Origin of the sequence: Streptomyces bambusae, from assembly GCF_020532645.1 — a bacterium.
In the GTDB taxonomy this organism is placed as follows: Bacteria; Actinomycetota; Actinomycetes; order Streptomycetales; family Streptomycetaceae; genus Streptomyces; species Streptomyces bambusae.
Genome location: NZ_JAJAUZ010000002.1, coordinates 19,561 through 41,766, shown reverse-complemented (window position 1 = coordinate 41,766; position 22,206 = coordinate 19,561). Strand labels below are relative to the sequence as shown.

General features: G+C 76.2%; 10 protein-coding genes. All 10 read right to left on the bottom strand.

What is annotated here, in order from left to right; all coding sequences use genetic code 11:
- Positions 1-115: 115 nt before the first annotated feature.
- A complete protein-coding gene (locus tag LG634_RS01600) occupies positions 116-469 on the bottom strand; it encodes a hypothetical protein (RefSeq protein WP_226731727.1) in 354 nt (117 codons plus the stop codon).
- Complete coding sequence (locus LG634_RS01595) at positions 466-1,836, bottom strand: glutamate synthase-related protein (protein ID WP_226731726.1); 1,371 nt, start codon at positions 1,834-1,836, stop codon at positions 466-468. Before LG634_RS01595 ends, LG634_RS01600 begins: the two co-directional genes overlap by 4 nt.
- Complete coding sequence (locus LG634_RS01590) at positions 1,833-2,825, bottom strand: asparagine synthetase A (RefSeq protein ID WP_226731725.1); 993 nt, start codon at positions 2,823-2,825, stop codon at positions 1,833-1,835. Before LG634_RS01590 ends, LG634_RS01595 begins: the two co-directional genes overlap by 4 nt.
- Before the next feature lie 71 nt (positions 2,826-2,896).
- Positions 2,897-4,258, bottom strand: coding sequence for a methylaspartate mutase (locus tag LG634_RS01585; protein WP_226731724.1), 1,362 nt, complete (start codon positions 4,256-4,258; stop codon positions 2,897-2,899).
- A complete protein-coding gene (locus LG634_RS01580; protein ID WP_226731723.1) occupies positions 4,255-4,692 on the bottom strand; it encodes a cobalamin B12-binding domain-containing protein in 438 nt (145 codons plus the stop codon). The genes LG634_RS01585 and LG634_RS01580 overlap by 4 nt, the downstream gene beginning before the upstream one ends.
- Before the next feature lie 154 nt (positions 4,693-4,846).
- Positions 4,847-5,053: an MbtH family protein gene (locus LG634_RS01575; protein ID WP_226731722.1), complete on the bottom strand. Its 207-nt coding sequence runs from the start codon at positions 5,051-5,053 to the stop codon at positions 4,847-4,849.
- A 70-nt stretch (positions 5,054-5,123) separates the two neighbouring features.
- Positions 5,124-12,314, bottom strand: coding sequence for a non-ribosomal peptide synthetase (locus LG634_RS01570; protein ID WP_226731721.1), 7,191 nt, complete (start codon positions 12,312-12,314; stop codon positions 5,124-5,126).
- A gap of 155 nt (positions 12,315-12,469) precedes the next feature.
- Complete coding sequence (locus tag LG634_RS01565) at positions 12,470-15,511, bottom strand: trypsin-like peptidase domain-containing protein (RefSeq protein WP_226731720.1); 3,042 nt, start codon at positions 15,509-15,511, stop codon at positions 12,470-12,472.
- 4 nt (positions 15,512-15,515) lie between these two features.
- Positions 15,516-15,842 carry a trypco2 family protein gene (locus tag LG634_RS01560; RefSeq protein ID WP_226731719.1) on the bottom strand — a complete coding sequence of 109 codons (327 nt, stop codon included), beginning with the start codon at positions 15,840-15,842 and terminating at the stop codon, positions 15,516-15,518.
- A gap of 155 nt (positions 15,843-15,997) precedes the next feature.
- Positions 15,998-22,201, bottom strand: coding sequence for a condensation domain-containing protein (locus tag LG634_RS01555; RefSeq protein WP_443728999.1), 6,204 nt, complete (start codon positions 22,199-22,201; stop codon positions 15,998-16,000).
- Positions 22,202-22,206: the final 5 nt, after the last annotated feature.

The window sequence follows — 22,206 nt, the reverse complement described above, 5'->3', positions numbered from 1 at the left end:
CTCTTTCTGTGGAGGCGGGGAGGCCGGGTGGCCGGTTGGTCGGGAAGCGCGGTGAACGGGCGCACGGTGAACGGGCACACGGGCGCACCGGTGTACGGGCGGTCGGGCGGCCGGGTCAGGGCGTGTGCGGTCCGATGCGGACGCGGGCGGTGCCCGGGCCGCCCCGCAGGGCGGAGGCGACGGCCAGGGCGGTGGCGCGCCGGGTGGCCGCGGTGAGGGCTGCGGACCGGCCGGCCGGCGCGCTCGTACGGAGTTCGAGGTGGCCGCCGAGGTAGCCGCGGCCCGCGGTGGCCAGGGTGCGGACGGCGGCTGCGGCGGCCGGTGCGGCGGACGCGGGGTGGACGGTGAGCACGGGGAGTTCGGAGAGGGAGAAACGGGCGCGGACCGTGCCGCCGGCGGGGGCCGCCGGCCGGCGGCGCAGAGCCGCCGACCGCGGCCGGGTCCGCGGCTCCGGCCGGTTCCGGGTCACGACAGCGCCCCGGGAACGGCGGCCGGCGTGCCGGCGCCGACGGGGGTGCGGCCGCCGCCCGGCCACCACAGGTCCTCGGCGTCCAGCGCGTCCGCCGTGTACTTGCCGAGGGCGCTGATCAGCAGCCGCGCCTCCAGGGCCAGCGCCCCGGCCAGCCGCACCAGGCCCTCCTGCGGGTCCTCGTCCACCGCGATCAGCGCGGCCCGGCCCAGGCCCACCGCACGGGCGCCGAGCGCGAGGGCGCGGACCGCCCGGCCGCCCTCCCACATCCGGCCGGTCGCCAGCAGGCAGTCCACGGCCGCGTCCGGCCGGTCCGCTCCCGCCCCGGCGGTCCGGGCGGCGATCAGCCGCAGGCAGTCGGCGAGACCCAGCCCCACCTGGTCGAGGAACACCCGCGGTGCCCAGCCGGTGCCGCCCTCCGCGCCGTCCACGGTGACCGCGTCGGCCCCGGCCCGCCAGGCCGTCGCCGCGGCCTGCGCCACGTCACGCCCCGGGTGGAACTTCACCCAGGTCCGGGCCTTCGGGAAGTTGTTGCGCATGAAGCGGAGCTGCTGGCGCACGATCTCCTCGGTGAACGTCCCCGGCGTGGCACAGCGCAGCAGGTACGCACCTTCCGCCCCGGCGGGATCCGCGTCCGCGGCCGAGCCGCCGCCGAGGACGTCCCGTACGGTGAACCGTCCGGCCAGCCGGGCCCCTTCGGCCCGGCCGACGACGGTCATGCCGCCCAGGCCCGGCTTCGCGCCCTGCCCGGTCTTCAGCTCGAAGGCCAGCCGGCCCGACTCCAGCAGCGGGCGGGTGCCCGGGTCGCTGTAGACGAGGTTCCACACCTCCGAGTCGGCGTCCTCCGTGGACTGCTGGACGACCACGCCGCCGACCCCGTCGGGCACGGCCTCCGTGTACGCGGCGATCCGCGCCAGCAGGGCGGAACGCGCCCCGTCGGCCCCGTCCGCACCGGCCCGCCGGTAGCCGTGCACCGGGACCATGTTCTCGCCGATCACCATCGGGATGCCCAGCCGGGCCGCCTGCCGGCTCGCGGCCACGCCCAGGTCCCCGCTGCCGGCCCGGGTGGAGCCGAACGCCGAGAGGAACAGCGGGAGTTCGCTGGCGAACCCGCCGACCTCCGTGCGCAGGTCCACGTCGTCGTGACCGGGCTCGCGGCCCAGTTCGATCAGCTTCTCCAGCCGCCGCGGCATGAACACCGGCGGCGCGATCCGCGCCCGGTCCAGCGCGTCCGTACCGCTCGCGGCCTCGGCCCCGTACAGCTCGGCGCCGTACCCGTCCGCGGGCGGGAACACCTCGGCCGTCCCGTTGCGGGCCCGGGCGCGTACCGCGCGCTCCGGGAAGCCCGCCGCCTTGAGCCCGGTCACGGCGCCACCACCCCGGGGAGCTTCGGGTAGGCGCTGACCTGCCAGAGGGCGTCCAGGCCGGTCAGGAAGCGGACCAGGCGCTGCAGGCCCATGCCGAAGCCGGCGCTGGCCGGGATGCCCTCGCGGGCCAGGTCCAGGTACCAGGCGTACTTGGCGGGGTTCTCGCCGCTCTCCCGCATCCGGGTGACGATCGTCGCGTAGTCCGACTCGCGCTCGCTGCCGCTGACCAGCTCGCCGTAGCCGCCGTGCGCCAGAAGGTCGAAGTTCCGCAGCACGCCGGGGTGTTCGGGGTCCTCACGGTCGTAGAAGCCGCGCGATCCCTTCGGGTAGTCGTTGACGAAGAACGGCCGGTCCGCCTCAAGGGACAGGATCCGCTCGCCCGCCCAGTCGATCTCGGCGTCGGGGCTCTGGGGGTGGCCGCCGGAGACCAGCCGCGCCACCGCCTCCTCGTGGGTGCAGGCGTCGAACTTCCCGGACCGCAGCTCGGCGAAGTCCAGCTCCTCGCGGCCTAGTTCGCGGAGCACGTCCGGGACGGCCGTCCACACGTGCTCGACGATGTGCGTCAGCATCCCGGCGGCCACGTCCTGCGCGTCCTGCCGGCCGGCCCCGGCGATCTCCACGTCGATCTGGTGGAACTCCACCAGGTGACGGCCGGTGCCGGCGGTCTCCTCGGGCTCCACCCGCACGTTCGGCGCGATGTAGAACAGCTTCGGGAACCCGCGCAGCGAGGCCTGCTTGTACAGGATCGCGCTGGTCATCAGCTTGTACGGATGGCCGTAGTAGTCCACGTCCAGGGCCTTGGCGCCGCGGCCGCCGGGGTCGGTGACCGGGCCCACCAGCGGCGGCAGCAGTTCGGTGAAGCCCTGGCCGCGCAGGAACTCCCGGGCCGCGTACAGGGCTTCCTGCTGCACGAGCATCGCGGCCCGCAGCTCGGGCGAGCGCAGGTGCTCGCCGAGCGGCGGCGGCATCGGGACTGAGGACTGTTCCATGACTGCTCCCGTTCGGGGGTGTCGGGGTGTGAAAGGTCTGGAGCCGAAGAAGAAGAGGGGAAGAAGGCGGGTCAGCCCGTGAGGGCCGGCTCGGCCGCCGTGTCGTAGCGGGCGGCGAGGCCGTGCACCGCCGCGAGCAGGCCGTCCGAGGTCAGGGCCGCGCGGCCGCCCGCCACCAGTGACGGCGCCACCGGCATCGCACCGGCGTCCGACCAGCGCAGCCGGCCGCCGCGGTCGACGAAGCTGCGGGACCGGCCCGCGTTGTCGGGGTGCAGGCAGAACGGCACGTCGAGGTAGCCGCGGGCGAAGGCCGTCCGCAGCGCCCGCCCGACGTCCGCACCGAGGTCGAGCACCGCCTCCACGAAGGCCCGGGCCTCCGCGTACACCTCGCTGTCCGCCGTGTCCGCGTCCGGCATTCCGTGACGCTCCGTCAGTACGGCGATGGAAGCGGCCGTTTCGAGCGCCCGCACGTTCTCGTCGACGGTCGGGATCCGGTGCGCCTCGGCGGCCGTCTTCACGATCAGCCGGTGCGCCCCGGCCCGTACGGCCAGCCGCGCGGAGGCCTCCAGCAGCGAGGCCGCGCCGTGCTCGGTGCGCGGATAGACGCCCATGTACGTGTACAGCACCACGTGCCGGTCCACCTCGGGCGGCAGGAACTCGGCGGCCAGCCGGCGCAGCGCGCGTACGGCCTCCTCGTCCTGGGCCGGGTCGGTCTGCTGCGCGTAGCTCAGCGAGACGCTGCGGATGCCGTGCTGGGCGAAGAACAGCCCCTCCAGCAGGCTGATCGCCACCAGCAGCCCCGGCGGGCAGAGCTGGCCCAGCATGCAGCCGCCGAAGCTCTCCAGGTGCGGCACCCGCGGCGCCGGCACCAGGGCCGCCAGCAGCTCGCAGCCGCGCGCCCAGTTGTCCACCGACTCGCGCAGCGGGGTGCGCCCGTACGGCAGGCAGTACGACACCGGGCCGCCCTCGGTGGCGTCCAGCCCCGCCGCGGCGAGCGACCGGATGATCGACTCGGGCCGGGAGGAGCCGTGCCGGACCTGGACCGGGAACGTGTCGTCCAGCAGCCCGTCGAGGAGCCGCCGGGTCCGGGCCGCCGGGTGGGTGGCGATCGGGTAGCCGTTGAGCGGCACGCCCTCGGCGAGCGAGGCGCGGGCCGCGGCCTCGTCGCCGACCCGGGTGTAGCTGTCGATGGTCAGGGTGCCCACGGTGGTCGCCGCGGCCGCCTTGGTGCGCTCCAGCCCGGTCCGCATCAGCGCCGGGTCGCAGAACCCCATCCGCGGCTGTACGACCAGCCGGCCGGAGGCCGCGGCGGCGGCGACGAAGGCCCCGAACGAGGGGACCGGAGCGGCACCCGCACCGGTGCCGGGTGCGGCGGCGGGCCGGAACCGGGCGGCCGGGCGGCCGGCCGCCGGCGCGAGCACGGTGCCCGTCATGCCGTCGCCCGGTCGGGCAGGGCGTCGAAGACGTCCAGCGCCTCCAGGGCCGTCACGAAGTCGCGCAGCGCCGTCACGTCACCGTCGTCGAACACGGCGTCGCAGCCCGCCGCCCGCAGCAGCGCGGCCCGCTCGGGGTCCTGCGCGCCGGCCACGCCGAGCTTGCCGCCGATGACGACCGGGACCGCGCCGAGGCCGGGCTCGCCGCGCAGCCGGCGGACCGCCGACAGGCCGTCGCGGTAGCCGTGGCCGTTGACACTGCTGATGACCACCAGGCCGGGTCCGTGCCGGCGGCAGGCGGCGGCCAGCAGGTCGTCCGGCACGCACGGGCCGAGGTTGACGACCCGGTGCTCCAGCTCTTCGAGAAAGAGCTGCAGATAGACCAGATTCCATGTGTGGGAATCGGATGCGGTGCCGGTCAGCAGAATCTTCATGGCTCAAAAATAGGGCCGCCCGGGGTTCCCGAGCGGAAGTTCCGGCGGCAGAAAGAGGGAAGTGCCGGTCCCTTGCAGAGCCCGTTACGGAAAAGGGTCGTGCCCCGCATGATGCTGCGGGGCACGACCCTCGGTGCCGGATTTCCGGCAGGTTTTAAGCGTACTGTGCGAGGAGGCTCTTGGGCCGGATGTCGGTCCAGTTCTCCTCGATGTACGTGAGCGCGTCGGCGCGGTTGCTCTCGCCGAGCACAATGTTCCAGCCTGCGGGAACGGTGGCGAACGTCGGCCACAGCGCGTGCTGCCCCTCGTCGTTGACCACGACGTGGAAGGTGCCCTCGGTGTCGTCGAACGGGTTCGTCATGACTGGCTCCAGGAATTCATCGAAGGATGGGTGGGATGGTTCGACTGCGTGTTTCGGGTGAATTTTGCGATCAGTGCGCGTGCGAAATCGATGACGTGCCGAGTTTCGCCGCCAGGATTTCCCCTATGTGCTTCAACGGCTCCGGTGCGGTCATTTCGAGATGGCCTGCGTCCACCGCGTGGTTTTCCAGCGCGCCCGTGACGAACGGCCGCCAGGTGCCGGCCAGCTCGCCCGCCGGCTCGCCGGGGCGCCGCGCGGTGAAGAACACGGCGTCCGTGTCCACCGGCCGCGGCTCGTAGCGGCTCATCAGCTCGGCGTGCGTCCGCGACGCCCGCGCCACCGCCCGCAGCTCGGCGTCCGTGAACCCGGCGAGCACCGGGTCCTCCCGCCGCATGGCCTCGATCGCCGCCGCCCGCGCTCCCGGGCCGTCCGGGTCCGGGCCGTCCGGGTCCGGGCCGTCCGGACCCGCCGGCCGTGCCGCCGCCTGCGCGTGCAGCCGGCTGCCGGGCCCGGTCTGGTGGACGTCCATGAGGCCCAGCAGCTCGACCCGCTCGCCCAGCTCGGCCAGCCGGACCGCCATGGCGTGCGCCACCGTGCCGCCGAACGACCAGCCGAGCAGCCGGTAGGGCCCCCACGGCTGGACCAGCCGGATCCGCTCCACGTACTCCGCGGCCATCTCCTCGACGCTCCGCGGCGCATGGCCGGGCTCGCTCAGCGCCCGGGCCTGGAGGGCGTACAGCGGCTGCTCCTCGCCCAGGTGCCGGGCCAGGCCCGCGTACGACCAGCCGACGCCGGTGCCCGGGTGGATGCAGAACAGCGGGCGCTCCCGGCCCCGCGTGGTCAGCGGCAGCAGCACGCCCATGGCGCCGCCGTCGCCGCCCTCCTCCTCGTGGGCCCGCAGCAGCCCGGCGACCGTCGGGGTGCGGAACAGGTCGCGGACCCCGCGCTCCACGCCCAGCACGGTGCGCATCCGGCTGACCAGCCGGACACCGAGCAGCGAATGCCCGCCCAGGGTGAAGAAGTTGTCGTCGATGCCGACCTCCGGCACGCCGAGGATCTCGGCGAACAGGCCGCACAGGACCTCCTCGCGGGCATTGCGGGGCCGCCGCCCCTCGGCCACCGGCCGGTGCGCGGGCGCGGGCAGCGCCCGGCGGTCGGGCTTCCCGTTGACGGTCAGCGGGATCGCGTCGAGCACCACCACCGCCGACGGCACCAGATGGGCGGGGAGTTCGGCGGCCGTGGCAGCCAGCACCTCGGCCGCGGTGACCGTGCCGCCGGCCCGCGGGACGACGTACCCGACGAGCTGCTTGTCGCCCGGCCGGTCCTCACGGACGGTCACCACCGCCTGTCCGACGGCCGGATGGCGGGACAGGGCTTCCTCGGCCTCGCCCGGCTCGATGCGGAAGCCGCGCAGCTTGACCTGCCCGTCCGCCCGCCCCAGGAAGCGAAGCTCGCCCTCCGGCGTCCACACCACCCGGTCGCCGGTGCGGTACATCCGGCCGCCGCCCGCGCCGAACGGGTCGGCGACGAACCGCTCGGCGGTCAGCGCCGGCCGGCCCACGTACCCACGGGCCACGTGCGAGCCCGCGATGTACAGCTCACCCGGCACGCCCGGGGGCACCGGCCGCAGCCGCCCGTCCAGCACGTAGCTGCGGGTGTTGTCCATCGGCCGCCCGAGGTACACCCCGGGCAGCTCCCGGGGGCCGGCCGGGAAACGCTGGTTGTGCGAGGCGAACGTGGTCTCCGTCGGCCCGTACGAGTGCACCAGCGCGGTGTCCGGGCAGTGCTCCAGCACCCGGCGCAGGGCGCTCGGGGCGGCCGTGTCGCCACCCGTCCACACCTCTGCCAGCAGCCGCAGCGTGTCGAGGCCCTCGTCGGCCATCACGTGGAACAGGCCCATCGTGAAGTAGGCGGCAGTGACGCCGTGTTCGCGGATCGTGCGGTCCAGCTCGGCCAGGTCGGCGCCGTCACCGGGGGCGATCACCAGCTCGCCGCCGTGCAGCAGCGGCACCCACAGCTCGTACGTGGAGGCGTCGAAGCCGATCGCCGAATGGACCAGCATCCGGCGGTGGTTGGCGACGTTCCACTCACGGTCCGCGGCCAGCTCGGCCACGTTGAGGTGGGTGACGCCGACACCCTTGGGGCGGCCCGTCGAGCCGGACGTGAACATCACGTACATCAGCGCCCGCCCGTCCACCGCGACCCCGGGCGGGCCGGCCGGGACGTCCGCCGGGGCCTGCGCGTCCGCCGCGAGCACGGGCAGTCCCGACTCCCGCACCGCCGAAGCCACTTCGGAGACCGCCAGGGCCCCGTCCGTGACCAGCGCGGCAGCCCCGGAGTCGGCCAGCATCATCCGGATCCGGGCCGCCGGCAGCCGCGGGTCCAGCGGCACGTACGCCGCGCCGCACTTGAGCGCCGCCAGCGCCGACACGACCAGCAGCGGTCCGCGCTCCAGCAGCACGCCGACCGCAGCGTCCCGGGTCACCCCGGCCGCCACCAGCCGGTGCGCCAACACATCCGAACGGGCATCGAGTTCGGCGTACGTCAGGGTCTGCGCGCCGAAGGTCACCGCCGGCGCGTCCGGGGTGCGGCGGGCCTGCGCCGCCAGCAGTTCGTGCACCGGGCCCGGCGCGAACGGGCCGTCCGCGGCCGGGTCGTGGGCGGTGTCGTTGTACGCCGTCAGCAGCCGCTGCTCCTCCGCGGCGGTCAGCAGCCCGACCGAGCCGATGCGCAGCCCCGGGTCGGCCGCCACCGCCTCCAGGGTGGCCGCCACGTGCCGGGCCAGCAGCTCAGCCGTGCCCGCGTCGTACAGGTCGGTCGCGTACTCCAGGCTGCCGGACAGCCCGCCCGGAGCACCTGCCGCGTCCTGCGCCTCCCACAGCGCCAGCGTCATGTCGAACTTCGTCCACCCGCAGTCCACCGGCACCGGCGTGCCCGCCAGCTCCGAGCCGGCGACCCCGGCCGTGTAGTCCTGGTGGAGCTGCACCACCACCTGCACCAGCGGATGGTGGGCGGCGGACCGGCGCGGGTTCAGGTGCTCCACCAGCCGGTCGAAGGGCAGCTCCTGGTGCGCGTACGCCGCCAGGTCGGAATCCCTCACGCGGCCCAGCAGTTCGCGGAACGTCGGATCGCCCGCGGTGTCCGTGCGCAGCACCAGCGTGTTCACGAAGAATCCGACCAGAGAGGCCAGCGCGTCGTCCTCGCGGCCCGCCGTCATCGTGCCCAGCGGCAGGTCGGTGCCCGCGCCGTGCCGGGTCAGGGTCGCCGCCAGCGCCGCCTGCACCACCATGAACATCGTGGTCCCGGTCTCCCGGGCCAGCCCGGCCAGCGCCGCGTGGGTGGCGGCGTCCACGGACACCGGCACCTGAGCGCCCCGGTGCGAGGCTTCCGCCGGCCGGGTCCGGGCCGCCGGCAGCTCCAGCACCGGCGGTGCGTCCGCCAGCGCCCCCTCCCAGAAGGCGAGGGCGGCCGCCGCCCGGTCGCCGCCCAGCGCATCGAGCTGCCACAGCGTGTAGTCGGCGTACTGCACCGGCAGCGCCTCCCAGCCCGGCGCCCGCCCGGCGGCCCGCGCCCCGTACGCGGCCGACAGGTCGGCCAGCAGCGGGCCGGTCGACCAGCCGTCGCCCGCGATGTGGTGCAGCAGCAGCACCAGCACCTGACCGCTGCCGTCGTCGGGCGTCACCAGCCAGGCCCGCAACGGGACTTCACCCGCCAGGTCGAACACGTACCCGGTGGCAGCCGCCAGCGCCCCGTCCAGCCCGCCGGCCGGCACGTCCAGCACCTCCAGCGCGGGCCGCGCCCCGGTCAGCACCTCCTGGTACGGCTCGCCCTCGACCGCCCGGTACACCGTACGCAGCACCTCGTGGCGGGCGGCGACGTCGGCCAGCGCGTCGGCGAGGGCCGCCGGCTCCAGCGGCCGGCCGGGCCGCAGCACGACGGGGATGTTGTACGAGGCGCTCGGACCGTCCAGCTCGTTGACGAACCACAGGCGGCGCTGGGCGTACGACAGCGGCAGCCGCTCCGGGCGGGCGGCCGGCACCAGCGGGGTCCGCGCCGGGGCGGACTCCTCCGGCACCGCCGGGTCCGGGCCCGCTCCGGCGATCCGCCGGGCCAGCAGGGCCGGGGTCGGCGCGAGGAACAGGTCGCGGATGCGGACCTCCACGCCGAGCAGGGCGCGGATCCGGTTCGCCAGCCGCACACCCGACATCGAGTGGCCGCCGATGGAGAAGAAGTCCTCGTCGGGGCCGACCCGTTCGATGCCCAGCACCTCGGCGAACAGCTCCTGGAACGCCTCCTGGTGCGGGGCCGGGGGGCCTGAGGGCGCAGCGGCCCGTGCGGCCCGCGCCGCCTGCTCGGCGGCCAGCGCGGCGACCGCCGTCCGGCGGCCGGCGAGCGCCAGCTCCTCGTCCGCGGACAGCAGTGCCAGGGCGCTCGGCCGCACCGCGGGGTCGGCCGCGGCCGCCCGCAGCACCCGCTGGAACACGTCCAGCAGCAGCCGGGCCGTCCCCTCGTCGAAGAGGTCGGTGGCGTACTGGAGCCACACTTCCAGACCGGCCGCGGCGCCGGCCGCATCCCGGTGGTCCACGCACGAGGCCATCAGGTCGAACTTCGCGACCTCCAGCCCAGCGGATACGAACGTGCCTGTCAGCGGACCGAGTTCGGCGTCGGGTCCGGCTCCGGCGCCGCCGGTCTGGACGGTCAGCATCACCTGGAACAGCGGGTGCCGGGCCAGCGCCCGCTCCGGGTTGAGGTGCTCGACCAGCAGGTCGAACGGCAGCTCCTGGTGCGCGTACGCCGCCAGGTCCGCATCCCGCACCCGCTCCAGAAGTTCCCCGAACGCCGGGTCGCCGGCCAGGTCGGTGCGCAGCACCAGGGTGTTCACGAAGAAGCCGACCAGGTCGTCGAGGGCTTCGTCGGAGCGGCCGGCGACCGGGGTGCCCAGCGGCACGTCCGTCCCCGCGCCGGTCGCCGCCAGGGTGAGGGCGAGCGCCGACTGGAGCACCATCAGCATGCTCGCGCCGCGCTCCGCGGCCGTCTGCGCGAGGCGGTCCTGGACGTCCGGGTCGATCCGGGCGATGAGCGTCGCCCCGCGGTGCGAGGGCTCGGCCGGCCGGGGCCGGTCCAGCGGCAGCGGGGTCTCGGCGGGCAGCCCGGCCAGCGCCCCGGACCAGTGGGCGAGCTGCCGGGAGAGCTGCGACGCGGGGTCGGCGGCGCTCCCCAGGCTCTCGTTCTGCCACAGCGTGTAGTCGGCGTACTGGACGGGCAGCGGCTCCCAGCCGGGGGCGGTGCCGGCCAGCCGGGCCCGGTAGGCCGTGCCGAGGTCGCGCAGCAGCGGGGCGATGGACCAGCCGTCGCCCGCGATGTGGTGCAGCAGGACGGCGAGCGTGGACCGTCCGTCGCCGGTGTCGAACAGCCGTACCCGGACCGGCTGTTCGCGGGTGAAGTCGAAGGGCTCGGTGGTGCACGCGGTGACCTTGGCCGGCAGCTCCGGCGCGGTGCAGCGTTCCACGGCGAACGGGATGCCGGCCGCCTCCAGCACGTGCTGGTACGGCTCGCCGTCGGCGGCCGGGAACACCGTCCGCAGCACCTCGTGCCGCTCGGCGAGGTCGCCGAGGGCGGCGGCCAGCGCCGCCGGGTCGGGCAGCCCGTCGAGCTCCACGACCACCGGCATGTTGTAGGTGGCCGACGGTCCCTCCAGGCGGTTCAGCAGCCACAGCCGGCGCTGCGCGAAGGACAGCGGGACGCGGTCCGCCTCGTCGAGGAGGTCCGGCCCGGGCTGCGGGGCGGTCTCGGGTGCCGGCTGCGGTGCCGGCTGCGGGTCGGTGGTCCGCAGGACCTTCCGGTTGATCTTCCCGGAGCTGGTCCTCGGCAGCGCCGCCACCAGCGCGACCACCGCGGGCACCGCCGCCGCGGGCATCTTCTCCCGTACGCAGTCCCGCAGTTCCTCGGCGCCGACGCCCGGCTCGACGACCGCGAAGGCCACCAGCCGCTTCACGCCGTCCTCGGCCTGCTGGGCGACGACGGCCGCCTCCCGCACACCGGCGTGCCCGGACAGGACGGACTCCACCGAGGCGGGGTCGATGCGCTGGCCGCCGATCTTCACCTCGTCGTCCAGCCGGCCGTGGTAGTCGATCTGCCCGTCCGCGCGGAAGGCGACCACGTCGCCGGTGCGGTAGGCGCGTTCGCCGCCGAAGGCCGTGAAGCGGCGGGCGTTCAGCTCGTCCCGTCCGAGGTATCCGAGCGTCAGGCCGCCTCCCAGCAGCCAGAGTTCTCCGTCGACACGGGTGCAGCGGACCCCGGGAAGCGGGCGGCCGATGGGCACCGGGCCGCCCTTGTAACCGGACAGGTCCGCGACCGTCGAGACCACCGTGGTCTCGGTCGGCCCGTACGCGTTGAGCAGCCGGATCCGGCCGCCGACCGCCGTGCACCACTGCGCCACCCGCTCCGGCAGCGCGGCCTCCCCGTAGATGATCACCGTACGGAGGCAGTCGGGCAGCTCCACCAGGCCGGCGGCCAGGGCGTACACCAGCTCGTGCCAGTACGCGGCGGGCAGGTCGAGCACCGTCACGCCGTGCGCGGCGCAGCCGGCGAGGAGATCCTGCACGTCGAGCATGTCGTCGGTCCGCAGCACGAGCACGCCGCCCGCGCCGAGCGTCACGAAGACCTCCTGCACGCTCGCGTCGAAGTGCAGCGGGCTGAACTGGAGGACCCGGTCCCCGGCGCCGATCCCGTAGGTGGGAGTGGCGCCGGCGATGAAGTGGGCGAGCGAGCCGTGGCCGACGACCACGCCGTTCGGGGTGCCGGTGGAGCCGGACGTGTAGATGACGTACGCGGCGGTGCCGGGCGCACCGGGGCCGCCGAGCACGAGTTCGCCGCAGGCCGCGACCTCGGCCGGCTCGGGTGCTGCGGCCCCGCAACTGTCGGCGAGGATGGCCGCGTTGCGGGCGTCGGGGGCCTGGATGTCCAGCGGCAGGTAGGCGGCGCCGGTGCGGAGCACGGCGAGCAGGCCGACGATCGCCGCGATGCCGCGCGGCCGGTGGACGGCCACGAGGCGGCCCGGTCCGGCGCCCTCGGCGGCCAGTTCGGCGGCCCGACCGGCGACGGCCGCCGCCAGCTCCCCGTACGTCATGCGCTCGGCGCCGTGCACGAGAGCGAGCCGGTCCGGCCCGGCCGCCACCTGGGCGTCGATCCGGTCCAGGACGTGCGGGGCGGGCTGCACGGCCGGACCGCCGTCGAGGAACTCTGGCTCGGCTGCGGGCATCGTGAATCCTCCAGGCGGGGGCGCGGGACGCGGGACTGCGGGGGCCGCCGGTCCGTCCGTACCGCTCGCCTCCGTCCCCGTCACGCTAGGCCCGCCGCCGCCGCCCGGCGGGCAGTCGGCAGCGGCAGAATCCGGGGGGAATCTGCCGCCGGGGACTACCGCTCCGGGGCGGCGGCAGCCCCGAGCGCGGGCCCGGGGCCGTCCCCGCCGAGCCGGGCGAGGGTCTCGATCACCGGCATGAGGGACTCCCGGATCGATGCCATCGCCTGCTGTTCCGCAGGGGGCAGGGCACGGATGGCCTCCACGGCGTCCAAGTGGGCCAGCGCCGTCTTCTCGGGGGACACGGCCATCGTGAGGTGGAGCCTGGCCATCACGGCCAGCACGTGCGCCTGTTCCGTGCGCTGCCGTGTGTCCATCGAAGACCCCATGACCCCGTACAGTGCGGCCGCCTCCTCCAGGACGGCGAGTGCGTCCGCGCGGCCCGCGCCGAGCCGCTCCATGCGCATGCCCCGGTACGAGAGTGCGGTTGCGGCGGCCTCCAGGTCGGCTCGTCCGCCCGACGCGGCGAGCGTGCGGAGGATCCGTGCCCTCTGCTCCAGCGCGGCGAGTTCGTCCTCCGCCCGGCCGTCGACCTCCCTGAGCACCAGGGCGAGGAAGCCCAGGAACTCGGCAAGGCTGCGTTGATCATCGTCCGCCCCTTCCGCAGACAGTAGGCGTTGGAAGGAGACGGCCTCCTCCAGCAGCGGGAGGGCGTCTGCCGGTCGGCCCGCCTGTTTCATGTGGTGGGCCTGAGCGAACAGCGCGGAGGCGAGCAGCCGGGCCCGCACGGGCGGTGCGAGGGCCGTGCGACGGAACAGTTCCAGGCCTTCGGCGCCGCTGTGGCAGGCCTCGTCGTACCGGCCCGTCGCGTGCAGCCGGCTGCCGAGCGAGGCGAGGGCCATTCCCAGATCGGTACCGGTGTCCGGCAGGCCGGGGTGCGCGGCCGCCTGCCGCCGGCAGATCTCGACGACGCGGGCGGCGACCTCCAGGCCCAGTCCGGCGAGGGCGGGGGAGCCCGGCTGCGCCGGAATGGTCCACAGCACCCGGGCGAGCGTCTGTGACGCGACCAGCCCCTCCTTCAGGGCGGCCGACAGTTCCGCCACGACCCCGGCGCCTTCGCCGACCCGGCCCGCCAGGTGGTGTGCCGCGGCCGCCCGGGTGAGCACCGTGTACAGCCGGACCTGCTGCTCGACGGTCGCGGTGCGGAGGAGGTCCGGCAGGACGCCCGTGCCGCAGAGGGTCCGGGTGACGTGGAACTCCGCCACCCGGTCCGGTTGCAGGGATCCCCAGTGGCGGCCCTCCTCCGGCACGTACAGGGCCCGCAGCCACTCCGCGACGTCGGCGACGCGGTCGGCCGGCAGGCCCGGCACCGCACGCACGACCGCTTCGGCCTCGGCCCGGTCGACGGCCCCGCACACCGCGGCCACGGCCACCGCCCGCCGCAGCGACGTGGTCCGCAGACCGCCGAGGCGGAAGGCCGGGGTGGCCGCCGTCTCCTCCCAGTAGTGCGCCTCGTGATCGACGACGGCGGCCTCGACGGGCTCGCCCGATGCCGTCCGCACCGGGGCCGGACCGTGCTGGAGGAGGCCCGCCAGAGCGGTCATCTGGAGCGTCAGCGGCGAGGCGTAACGCTCGTCCGCCAGGTCGTCGGGCGGCGGCAGGGCCGCGGCCAGGGCGGGCCAGCCGCCGGCGGCGCGGCCGGCCACCGCGGGCAGTTGCTCCAGCAGCCCGGCCAGGCCCGTCGCAGCCTGCCGGAAGGCGTCGGGCCGGTCGTCGGACGGGCCGGGCGCGAGGAGCGGCTGCACCTCGGCGGTGCGCAGCAGGGTCCGGCACGGGTCCGAGGCCCCGAGCACGTCGGTGCGCCACTCCCCGTCGGAACGGGCCAGCAGCAGCAGCCGGACCCGGCTGCGGGTGGTGCGCAGCTGCTCGACGACCCGGCGCACCAGGTGCGGGCGGGTCTCGGCGTAGTCGACGACCAGCAGCAGCCAGTGCCGGGTCGCCAGAGCGCCCAGGTCCGGGCTGCCACCGGTGCCGTCGGTCAGGTTGGACCGGAGGTGCCCGGTCAGCCAGCCGGCACCGCGCAGTCCCTCGGCGAGCTGCCGCGCCAGCCGGGACTTGCCCTGCCCGCCGGGCCCGGTCAGCACCCGCACCGAGAACGGCTCCGGGGCCGCGCACCAGCCGGCCAGCAGGCGGAGCTCCTCCTCGCGGCCCCGGAACGGGACCGCCTCGGCCTCGGCGCGCAGCAGCATCGCGGGGGAGCGGAGGTCGCGTTCGGGGCCGGCGGGAGACAGCAGGTGGGCGGCCTCGGCGGGCTCGGCGAGCGGTTCCGCTCCGGTGTGTCCGGCCACCACCGCGCGGAAGCCCGCATCGGCGACCAGGACGGCCGCCGGGGTCACGGTCAGCCGCACCCCGCCGTCCGTCTGCCGGTCCCGCCGGACCAGCCCGCACAGCAGCTCGCCCGAGAACACCGGTGCACCCGACATCCCCGACCACCGCGTCACCCCCGCCGGCAGGTCCTGGCCGCCGGCCGCGGCCCCGCGGCCCACCAGCTCGTACCGCCCCGCCAGCGCCCCCGTACCGGGCGAGATGCACGCCTCGACCTGCTCGTCGTACCGCTGCGTGCCGTCCCCTTGCATGCGGGGGAACCCGAGCGCGGTCACGGGGTGCGCGGCCACCCCGGCCAGCGCCCCCCAGCGCTGCGGCAGCACCGGGCGCGGCGCCGACCCGGCGCGCGGCAGCGGCACCGCCGCGGCAGGGCCCGGCGGGGCGTCGGCCGGCGGGGCGTCGGCCGGCGGGGCCGCCGGACCCCAGGCGAGTCCCGCCACGGGCGTGCCCACCGGATCACCGGGCGCCGGACGGACCGCAGCGGGCGGCTGAGCGGGCGGCGGACCGGCGTCCGTCACCGGCAGCCAGGGCAGGGCGCCGTCGAGTTCCAGCAGCGCGGCGTCGCACGCGTGGTCGTGGCGGCGCCAGCGGACCTCCGCCGGGTGGCGCTGCGGACCGTGGTCCGGGAGGCAGACCGTGATGCGGCCCTGACCGGCGACCACGTGGGCCGCCGTCAGGACCAGCCGGGGCGTGACGAGGTAGCCGGACCCGAACGCGGTACCGCTGCCGTCCTGACGGTGGATCCGGACCTGGGCCCGGCGCTCCAGCTCCACGCGACTACTCGTCCTCGGCCATCATGTCGTTCACGTCCAAGGACCCGTCCCCGGTGGCGGCCCGCGGCTCCAGCCGCACCGTGACCGTGTGGGTGGCCCGGTCCGCGTCCTCCCGCCTGCCGCCGAGCTGGACCACGCTGAAGCGCAGCCCGCCGTCCAGGCCGCGGGTGCTCGTCAGCTCCATGCCGAGTTCCACGGTGATCTCGCCCAGCCCGAAGCGGACGCCCCGGTCGCCGTCCGCGGCCAGCCGCCGCTGCGCCTCGGCCACCTGGTCCCGCAGCAGGGTGATCGCATCGGCCAGGTCCAGCCCCACCGCACGCGCGTCCGTCATGCGTCCCGCTCCTTCCCGCCCGTGCCCGCTCCGCCCGGCCGCGGTGCCCGCCACCGTGATCCGGAGCCCTCCACCTCGAACCTTGCCACGGCGGGAACGGAAGCGGCCCGGGGTTTCACCAACTCCCCCCGGGCCGCGCACCGCACGGGACGGCGTCAGCCGCGCCGCACCCCGCCCTGGGTGCGCCGGCGCAGCGCCGGCCCGGCGGGGGCCGCCGGGGCCCGGTCGTCCGCCGCCTGGGCGAGGCGGGCCGCCAGGGTGGTCACCGTCGGGAAGCGGAACACCTCCCGGAGGGTGATCTCGCGGCCCAGTTCGGCCCGCACCCGGTTGACCAGCTGCACCGCGAGCAGCGAATGCCCGCCCACCCGGAAGAAGTTGTCGTCCCGGTCCACCGCCCGCCCGTCCAGCAGCTCGGTGAACAGCCGGCTCACCCGCTCCTCCCACGGCCCGGACGGCCGCGCCCCGGCCCCGGCGGCCGCAGCCCGGGCGGTCCCCGGCTCGGGCAGCGCACCCGGGTCCGTCCGCCCGTCGGCCCCCACCGGCAGCTCCGCGAGGGTGACGACGGCCGCCGGCACCAGGTACTCCGGCAGCCGCTCCGCCGCCCACGCCTGGAGCGCCGCCTCGTCGGCCGGCCCGGCACCGCCCTGGACGACGTACGCCAGCAGCCGTTCGCCGCGTACGGCGGTGGCCGCGGCGGTCACCGACGGGTGCGCGGCCAGGGCCGCCTCGACGCGGCCGGGCTCCACCGGGTACCCGCAGACCGTGCCCGTGCCGAGGTGCCGCAGCCGGCCGTCGGTCCCGCGCACCGCCCGCTCCCCGGTGCGCAGCATCCGGCCGCCCGGCGCGCCGAACGGATCCGGTACGTACGCCGCCGCCGTCGCACCGCGCCGGAGCGGGAAGCCGTCGCCCGCGGACACTCCGCGCAGGTACAGCTCGCCGGGCACGCCCGCCGGGACCGGCCGCAGCCGTGCGTCCAGCAGCAGTCCGCCCGCCGTGTGCGGCCCGTCCACCGGCCGTACGGGCAGCAGCGTGCAGGTTTCGCCGGCCGCGAGCGCACCCCACACCTCGCGGGCGAAGGCCGCCGAACCGGCCGCGAAGGCCACCGGGCCGCCCAGCCGGGGCGCGGCGGTCAGGGTGCCGTGCCCGGTACGGACGGGCCCCGCGGCGGAGGCGGTGACCACCGCCGTGTCCCCGAGCGGCGCACCCGGCGCGGCCAGCCGCACCGGATCGCCGTCCAGCAGGACCGTGCACCCGGTTCCCGCCGTCTCCTGCCCGGGCGCCAGCAGGGCCGCCGCCGCACCGCACTTGAGCACGGCCAGAGCCGCCGCGAGCTGCCCCGCGCCGCGCTCGGCGCGCACCGCCACCACGTCCCCGGGCCGGACCGCCGCCTTCGCGAGGACGCCGGTGAGCCGTTCCGCCCAGGCGTCCAGCGCCGCGTACGACAGTCCCGTGCCGCCGTGCGTCACGGCGATCGCGCCGGGGGTGCGGCGGGCCACGGCCGCGACCCGCTCGTGCACCGGACCGGGGGTGCCGGACCCGGGCAGCACGACGGCCGGTCCACCGAGCGGCAGGTCCTCGATGCGCTGCCCGGGGTCGGCCGCCACCGCCTCCAGCATCCGCACCAGCCGCTCCGCGAGGAGCGCAGCCGTGGCCGGGTCGAACAGGTCGCACGCGTACTCCAGCACCCCGGACAGCTCGTCGGGCGCCCCGGACGCGTCCCGGCCGGAGGTCAGGGCGAAGGTCAGGTCCGTCTTGGCGGTGTGCGCCCCCACCGGCAGCTGGGTGCCGGCCAGTGCGGTCGCCGCACCCCCGGCGGCCGCAGCCGTGTGCACCTGGAGCATCACCTGCACCAGCGGGTGGTGCGCCGAGGAGCGCCGCGGGTTGAGGTGCTCCACCAGCCGGTCGAACGGCGCGTCCTGGTGGGCGTACGCCGCCAGGTCGGCGTCGCGGACCCGGCCGAGTAGCTCGGTGAAGCGCGGGTTGCCGCCCGTGCCGGTCCGCAGCACGAGCGTGTTCACGAAGAAGCCGGCCAGCCCGTGCAGGGCGTCGTCGGTGCGGCCCGCGACCGTGGTGCCCAGCGCCAGGTCCGGGCCCGCGCCGTGCCGGCCGAGGAGCGCGGCGAGGGCGGCGTGCACCACCATGAACAGGGTGGTCCCGCTCTCGTGCGCGAGGCGCACCAGCGCCTCGTGCGTGCCCCGGTCCACCGCGAACGGCAGCAGCGCACCCCGGTGGCTGGGCTCCGCCGGCCGGGGCCGGTCCGACGGCAGCGCCGTCACCGGCGGCAGCCCCTCCAAAGCCTGCTTCCAGTAGTCGAGCTGGCGGTGCAGCAGGCCTTCCGGGTCCTCGGGGTCGCCGAGCAGCGCGTGCTGCCACAGCGTGTAGTCGGCGTACTGGACCGGCAGCGGCCGCCACCGGGGTGCCGTGCCCTCCAGCCGCGCCCGGTAGGCGGTGTCGAGGTCGGCGAGCAGGCAGTCGGTGGACCAGCCGTCGCCGGCGATGTGGTGAACGAGCAGCACCAGCGTCTGCGTCCCGTCCGCCGCGCAGTCGATCAGCGCGGCCCGCAGCGGGATCTCCGCCGCCAGGTCGAAGACGTGACCGGCCGCCCGGTCCACGGCCGCCGTCAGTCCGGCCGCGTCCGCGACCCGCAGCACCTCCAGCTCCGGCCGGACCCCGTCGCGGACCTCCTGGTACGGCTCCCCGGCGACCGACGGGTAGACCGTCCGCAGCACCTCGTGGCGCCCCGCGACGTCCGCCAGCGCAGCGGCGAACGCCCCTGCGGCCAACGGCCGGTCCAGCCGCCGCACCACCGGGATGTTGTACGTGGCGCTGCGGCCCTCCAGCCGCTCCACGAACCACAGCCGGCGCTGCGCGTACGACAGCGGCAGCCGTGCCGGCCGGCCGGCCGCCGGCACCGCCCGCAGCGGCGGCCGGACCGCCCCGGACCCGCCGTCCGCCTGCCCGTCGATCCGCGAGGCCAGCCCCGCCGCCGTCGGCGCGAGGAACAGGTCGCGGATGGTCACTTCGGCGCCCAGCACCGTCCGGACCCGGTTGACGAGCTTGCTCGCGAGCAGCGAATGCCCGCCGGTGCGGAAGAAGTTGTCGTCCGCCCCGACCTGCGGGCGGCCCAGCACCTCCGCGAACAGCCCGCACAGGATCTCCGCGAGCGGACTGCGGCCCGCACCCGGCGCGCCCTCCCCGGGACCCGTCCCGGCCTCCGGATCCGGCGCGGCCAGGCGCTCGTACCGTGCATCGAGCGCCTGCCGCTCCGCCGCACCCACCAGGGCGAGGTCCCCGAGCCGGGCCCCGGGCCGGGCCGCGAACGCCGCGAGCGCCCGGCCGTACAGGTCGAGGAGCAGCCGCGCGGTGTCCTCGTCGAACAGGTCGGCCGCGTACTGGATCCCGAGGTCCAGCCCGTCCGGCTCGCCGTCCGCGGTGAACCGCTCGGCGCAGTGCACCATCAGGTCGAACTTGGCAGCCCGCAGATCGGTCGACGTGGCGACCGCCTGCGCCCCGCCCAGCCGCACCGGTGCCTCCGCGCCGCTCTGGAGCGTGAACATCACCTGGAAGAAGGGGTGGTGGGACAGTGCGCGGTCCGGGTTGAGGTGCTCCACCAGCAGGTCGAACGGCAGGTCCTCGTGGGCGTACGCGCCGAGGTCGGCCTCGCGGACCCGCTCGACGAGCTCGCCGACCTCCGGGTCCCCGGACAGATCGGTGCGCAGCACCAGGGAGTTGACGAAGAAGCCCACCAGATCGTGCAGCTGCTGGTCGGGCCGGCCCGCAACCGGCGTGCCGATCGCCAGGTCCGTGCCGGCGCCCGCCGCCGACAGGGCGGCCGCCAGTGCGGTCCGCGCCGTCATGAACATCGTCGCCCGCCGGGACCGGGCCAGCTCCTGCAGACCCCGGTGCTCCGCCGCCCCGAGCCGTGCCGTCACCACGGCGCCCCGGTGGCTGGGTACGGCCGGCCGCGGCCGGTCCGCCGGCAGCGCCGTCACCGCCGGCAGACCGTCCAACGCCGTCCGCCAGTAGTCGATCTGACGTGCCGCCAGACTGGACCCGTCCTCGGGTGACCCGAGCAGGGCGTGCTGCCACAGCGTGTAGTCGCCGTACTGCACCGGCAGCGCCTCCCACTGCGGCGCCCCGCCGGCCGCCCGCGCCCCGTACGCCCGCCCGAGATCGGCGAGCAGGCAGCCGGTGGACCAGCCGTCCCCGGCGATGTGGTGCACCAGCAGCACCAGCGTCTGCGCCCCGTCCGCCGTGCACTCCACCAGCGTCGCCCGGAACGGCACCTCCGCCGCCAGGTCGAAGACGTACCCGGCCGCCGCGTCCACGGCCGCCGCCACCCCGTCCGCCGCCGGGACGGCCACCACGTCCAGCCGCGGCCGGACCCCGTCCCGGACCTCCTGGTACGGCTCCCCGGCGACCGACGGGTACACCGTCCGCAGCACCTCGTGCCGTTCCGCCACGTCCGCCAGCGCCCCGGCCAGCACCGCCGGGTCCAGCCGCCCGTCGAGCGGCAGCACCACCGGCAGGTTGTACGACCGGCTCGGCCCCTCCAGCTGCCCCACCAGCCACAGCCGGCGCTGCGCGTACGACAGCGGCAGCCGCTCGGGCCGGTCGCCGGACGGCACCGCCGCCGGCACCGGACGGGACTGCGCCGCGCCCTCCCGCTCCCCGATCCGCCGGCACAGCCCGGCCGGGGTCGGCGCGAGGAACAGGTCGCGGATGCCGGCCTCCACGCCCAGCACCGCGCGGATCCGGTTCACCAGCTTGCCCGCCAGCAGCGAATGCCCGCCGATCCGGAAGAAGCCCTCGTCCGGGCCCACCCGGTCGCGCCCCAGCACCTCCGCGAACAGCCCGCACACCAGCTCCTCGCGCGGCGACCCCGGCCCGCGCGCCGCACCCTGCGCCCCGGCCCCCGCAGCCGGGCCCGCGGCCGCAGCCGGCTCCGCGGCGGCCGCCGCCTCCGCCAGCCGCGCGTACCGCTCGTCCAGCGCCCGCCGCTCCGCCGCCGTCACCAGCCCCAGCTCGCCCAGCCGCGCCCCCGGCCGCTCGGCGAACCCGGCGAGCGCCCGCACGTACAGGTCGAGCAGCAGCTGCGCCGTGTCCTCCTCGAACAGGTCGAGCGCGTACTGCAGCCCGATCTCCAGCCCGTCCGGCTCGCCCGCCCCGGTCTGCCGCTCGGCGCAGTACAGCGTGAGGTCGAACTTCGCCGCCGCCAGATCGGTGGTGGTGAGCTCTCCGGAGATCCCGCCCAGCCGCACCGGCGGCCCGTCCGGCGCACCCGCCGCCTCCATGGTCAGCATCACCTGGAAGAAGGGGTGGTGGGACAGCGCCCGGTCCGGGTTGAGGTGCTCCACCAGCAGGTCGAAGGGCAGGTCCTCGTGCGCGAAGGCCGCCAGGTCCGCCGCCCGCACCCGCGCCACCAGCTCCCCGACCGACGGGTCCCCGGACAGGTCCGTGCGCAGCGCGAGGGAGTTGACGAAGAACCCGACCAGCTCGTGCAGGTCCTCCTCGGGCCGGCCCGCCACCGGCGTGCCGATCGCCAGGTCCTCGCCCGCACCCGCCGCCGACAGCGCGGCCGCCAGCGCCGCCCGCACCACCATGAACAGGCTGGCCTCCCGCTGCCGGGTCAGTGCCAGCAGGCCGCGGTGCACGCCCGCGTCCACCCGGGCCGTCACCGTGCCGCCGCGGTGTGTCGGCTCGGCCGGGCGCGGCCGGTCCGCCGGCAGGGCGAGCACCGGCGGCAGTCCCTCCAGCGCCGTGCGCCAGTGGTCCAGCTGCTCCCGGGCCAGGCTGTCCGGGTCGGCCGGGTCGCCCAGCATCTCGTGCTGCCACAGCGTGTAGTCGGTGTACTGCACCGGGAGTTCCGCCCAGCCGGGCGCCGCCCCGCCGAGCCTGGCCGCGTACGCCTTGCCCAGGTCCCGCAGCAGCGGCTCCAGCGACCAGCCGTCGGTGGCCACGTGGTGGAGCAGCAGCACGAGCACGCTGCCCGGCGCGTCCCTGCCGTCCCGCGGCACGAACAGCCGGGCCCGGAACGGGACCTCGCACCCGATGTCGAACGTCTCCTGCCCGAACTCTGCGACCAGGCCGTCCAGTTCGGCGGTCGTGCAGCCGACGGCCCGGAGCGTGACGCCCGCCGCGTCCAGCACCTGCTGGTACGACTCCGCATCGGGCCCGGCGGGGAACACCGTACGCAGCGTCTCGTGGCGCCCGGCCAGGTCGCCGAGGGCGGCTTCCAGGGCGTCCCGGTCCGGGACCCCGTCCAGCCGCAGCACGACCGGCGCGTTGTACGTGGCGGACGGGCCGTCGAGCCGGTTCAGGAACCACAGGCGGCGCTGGGCGAAGGACAGGGGGATCACGGTCA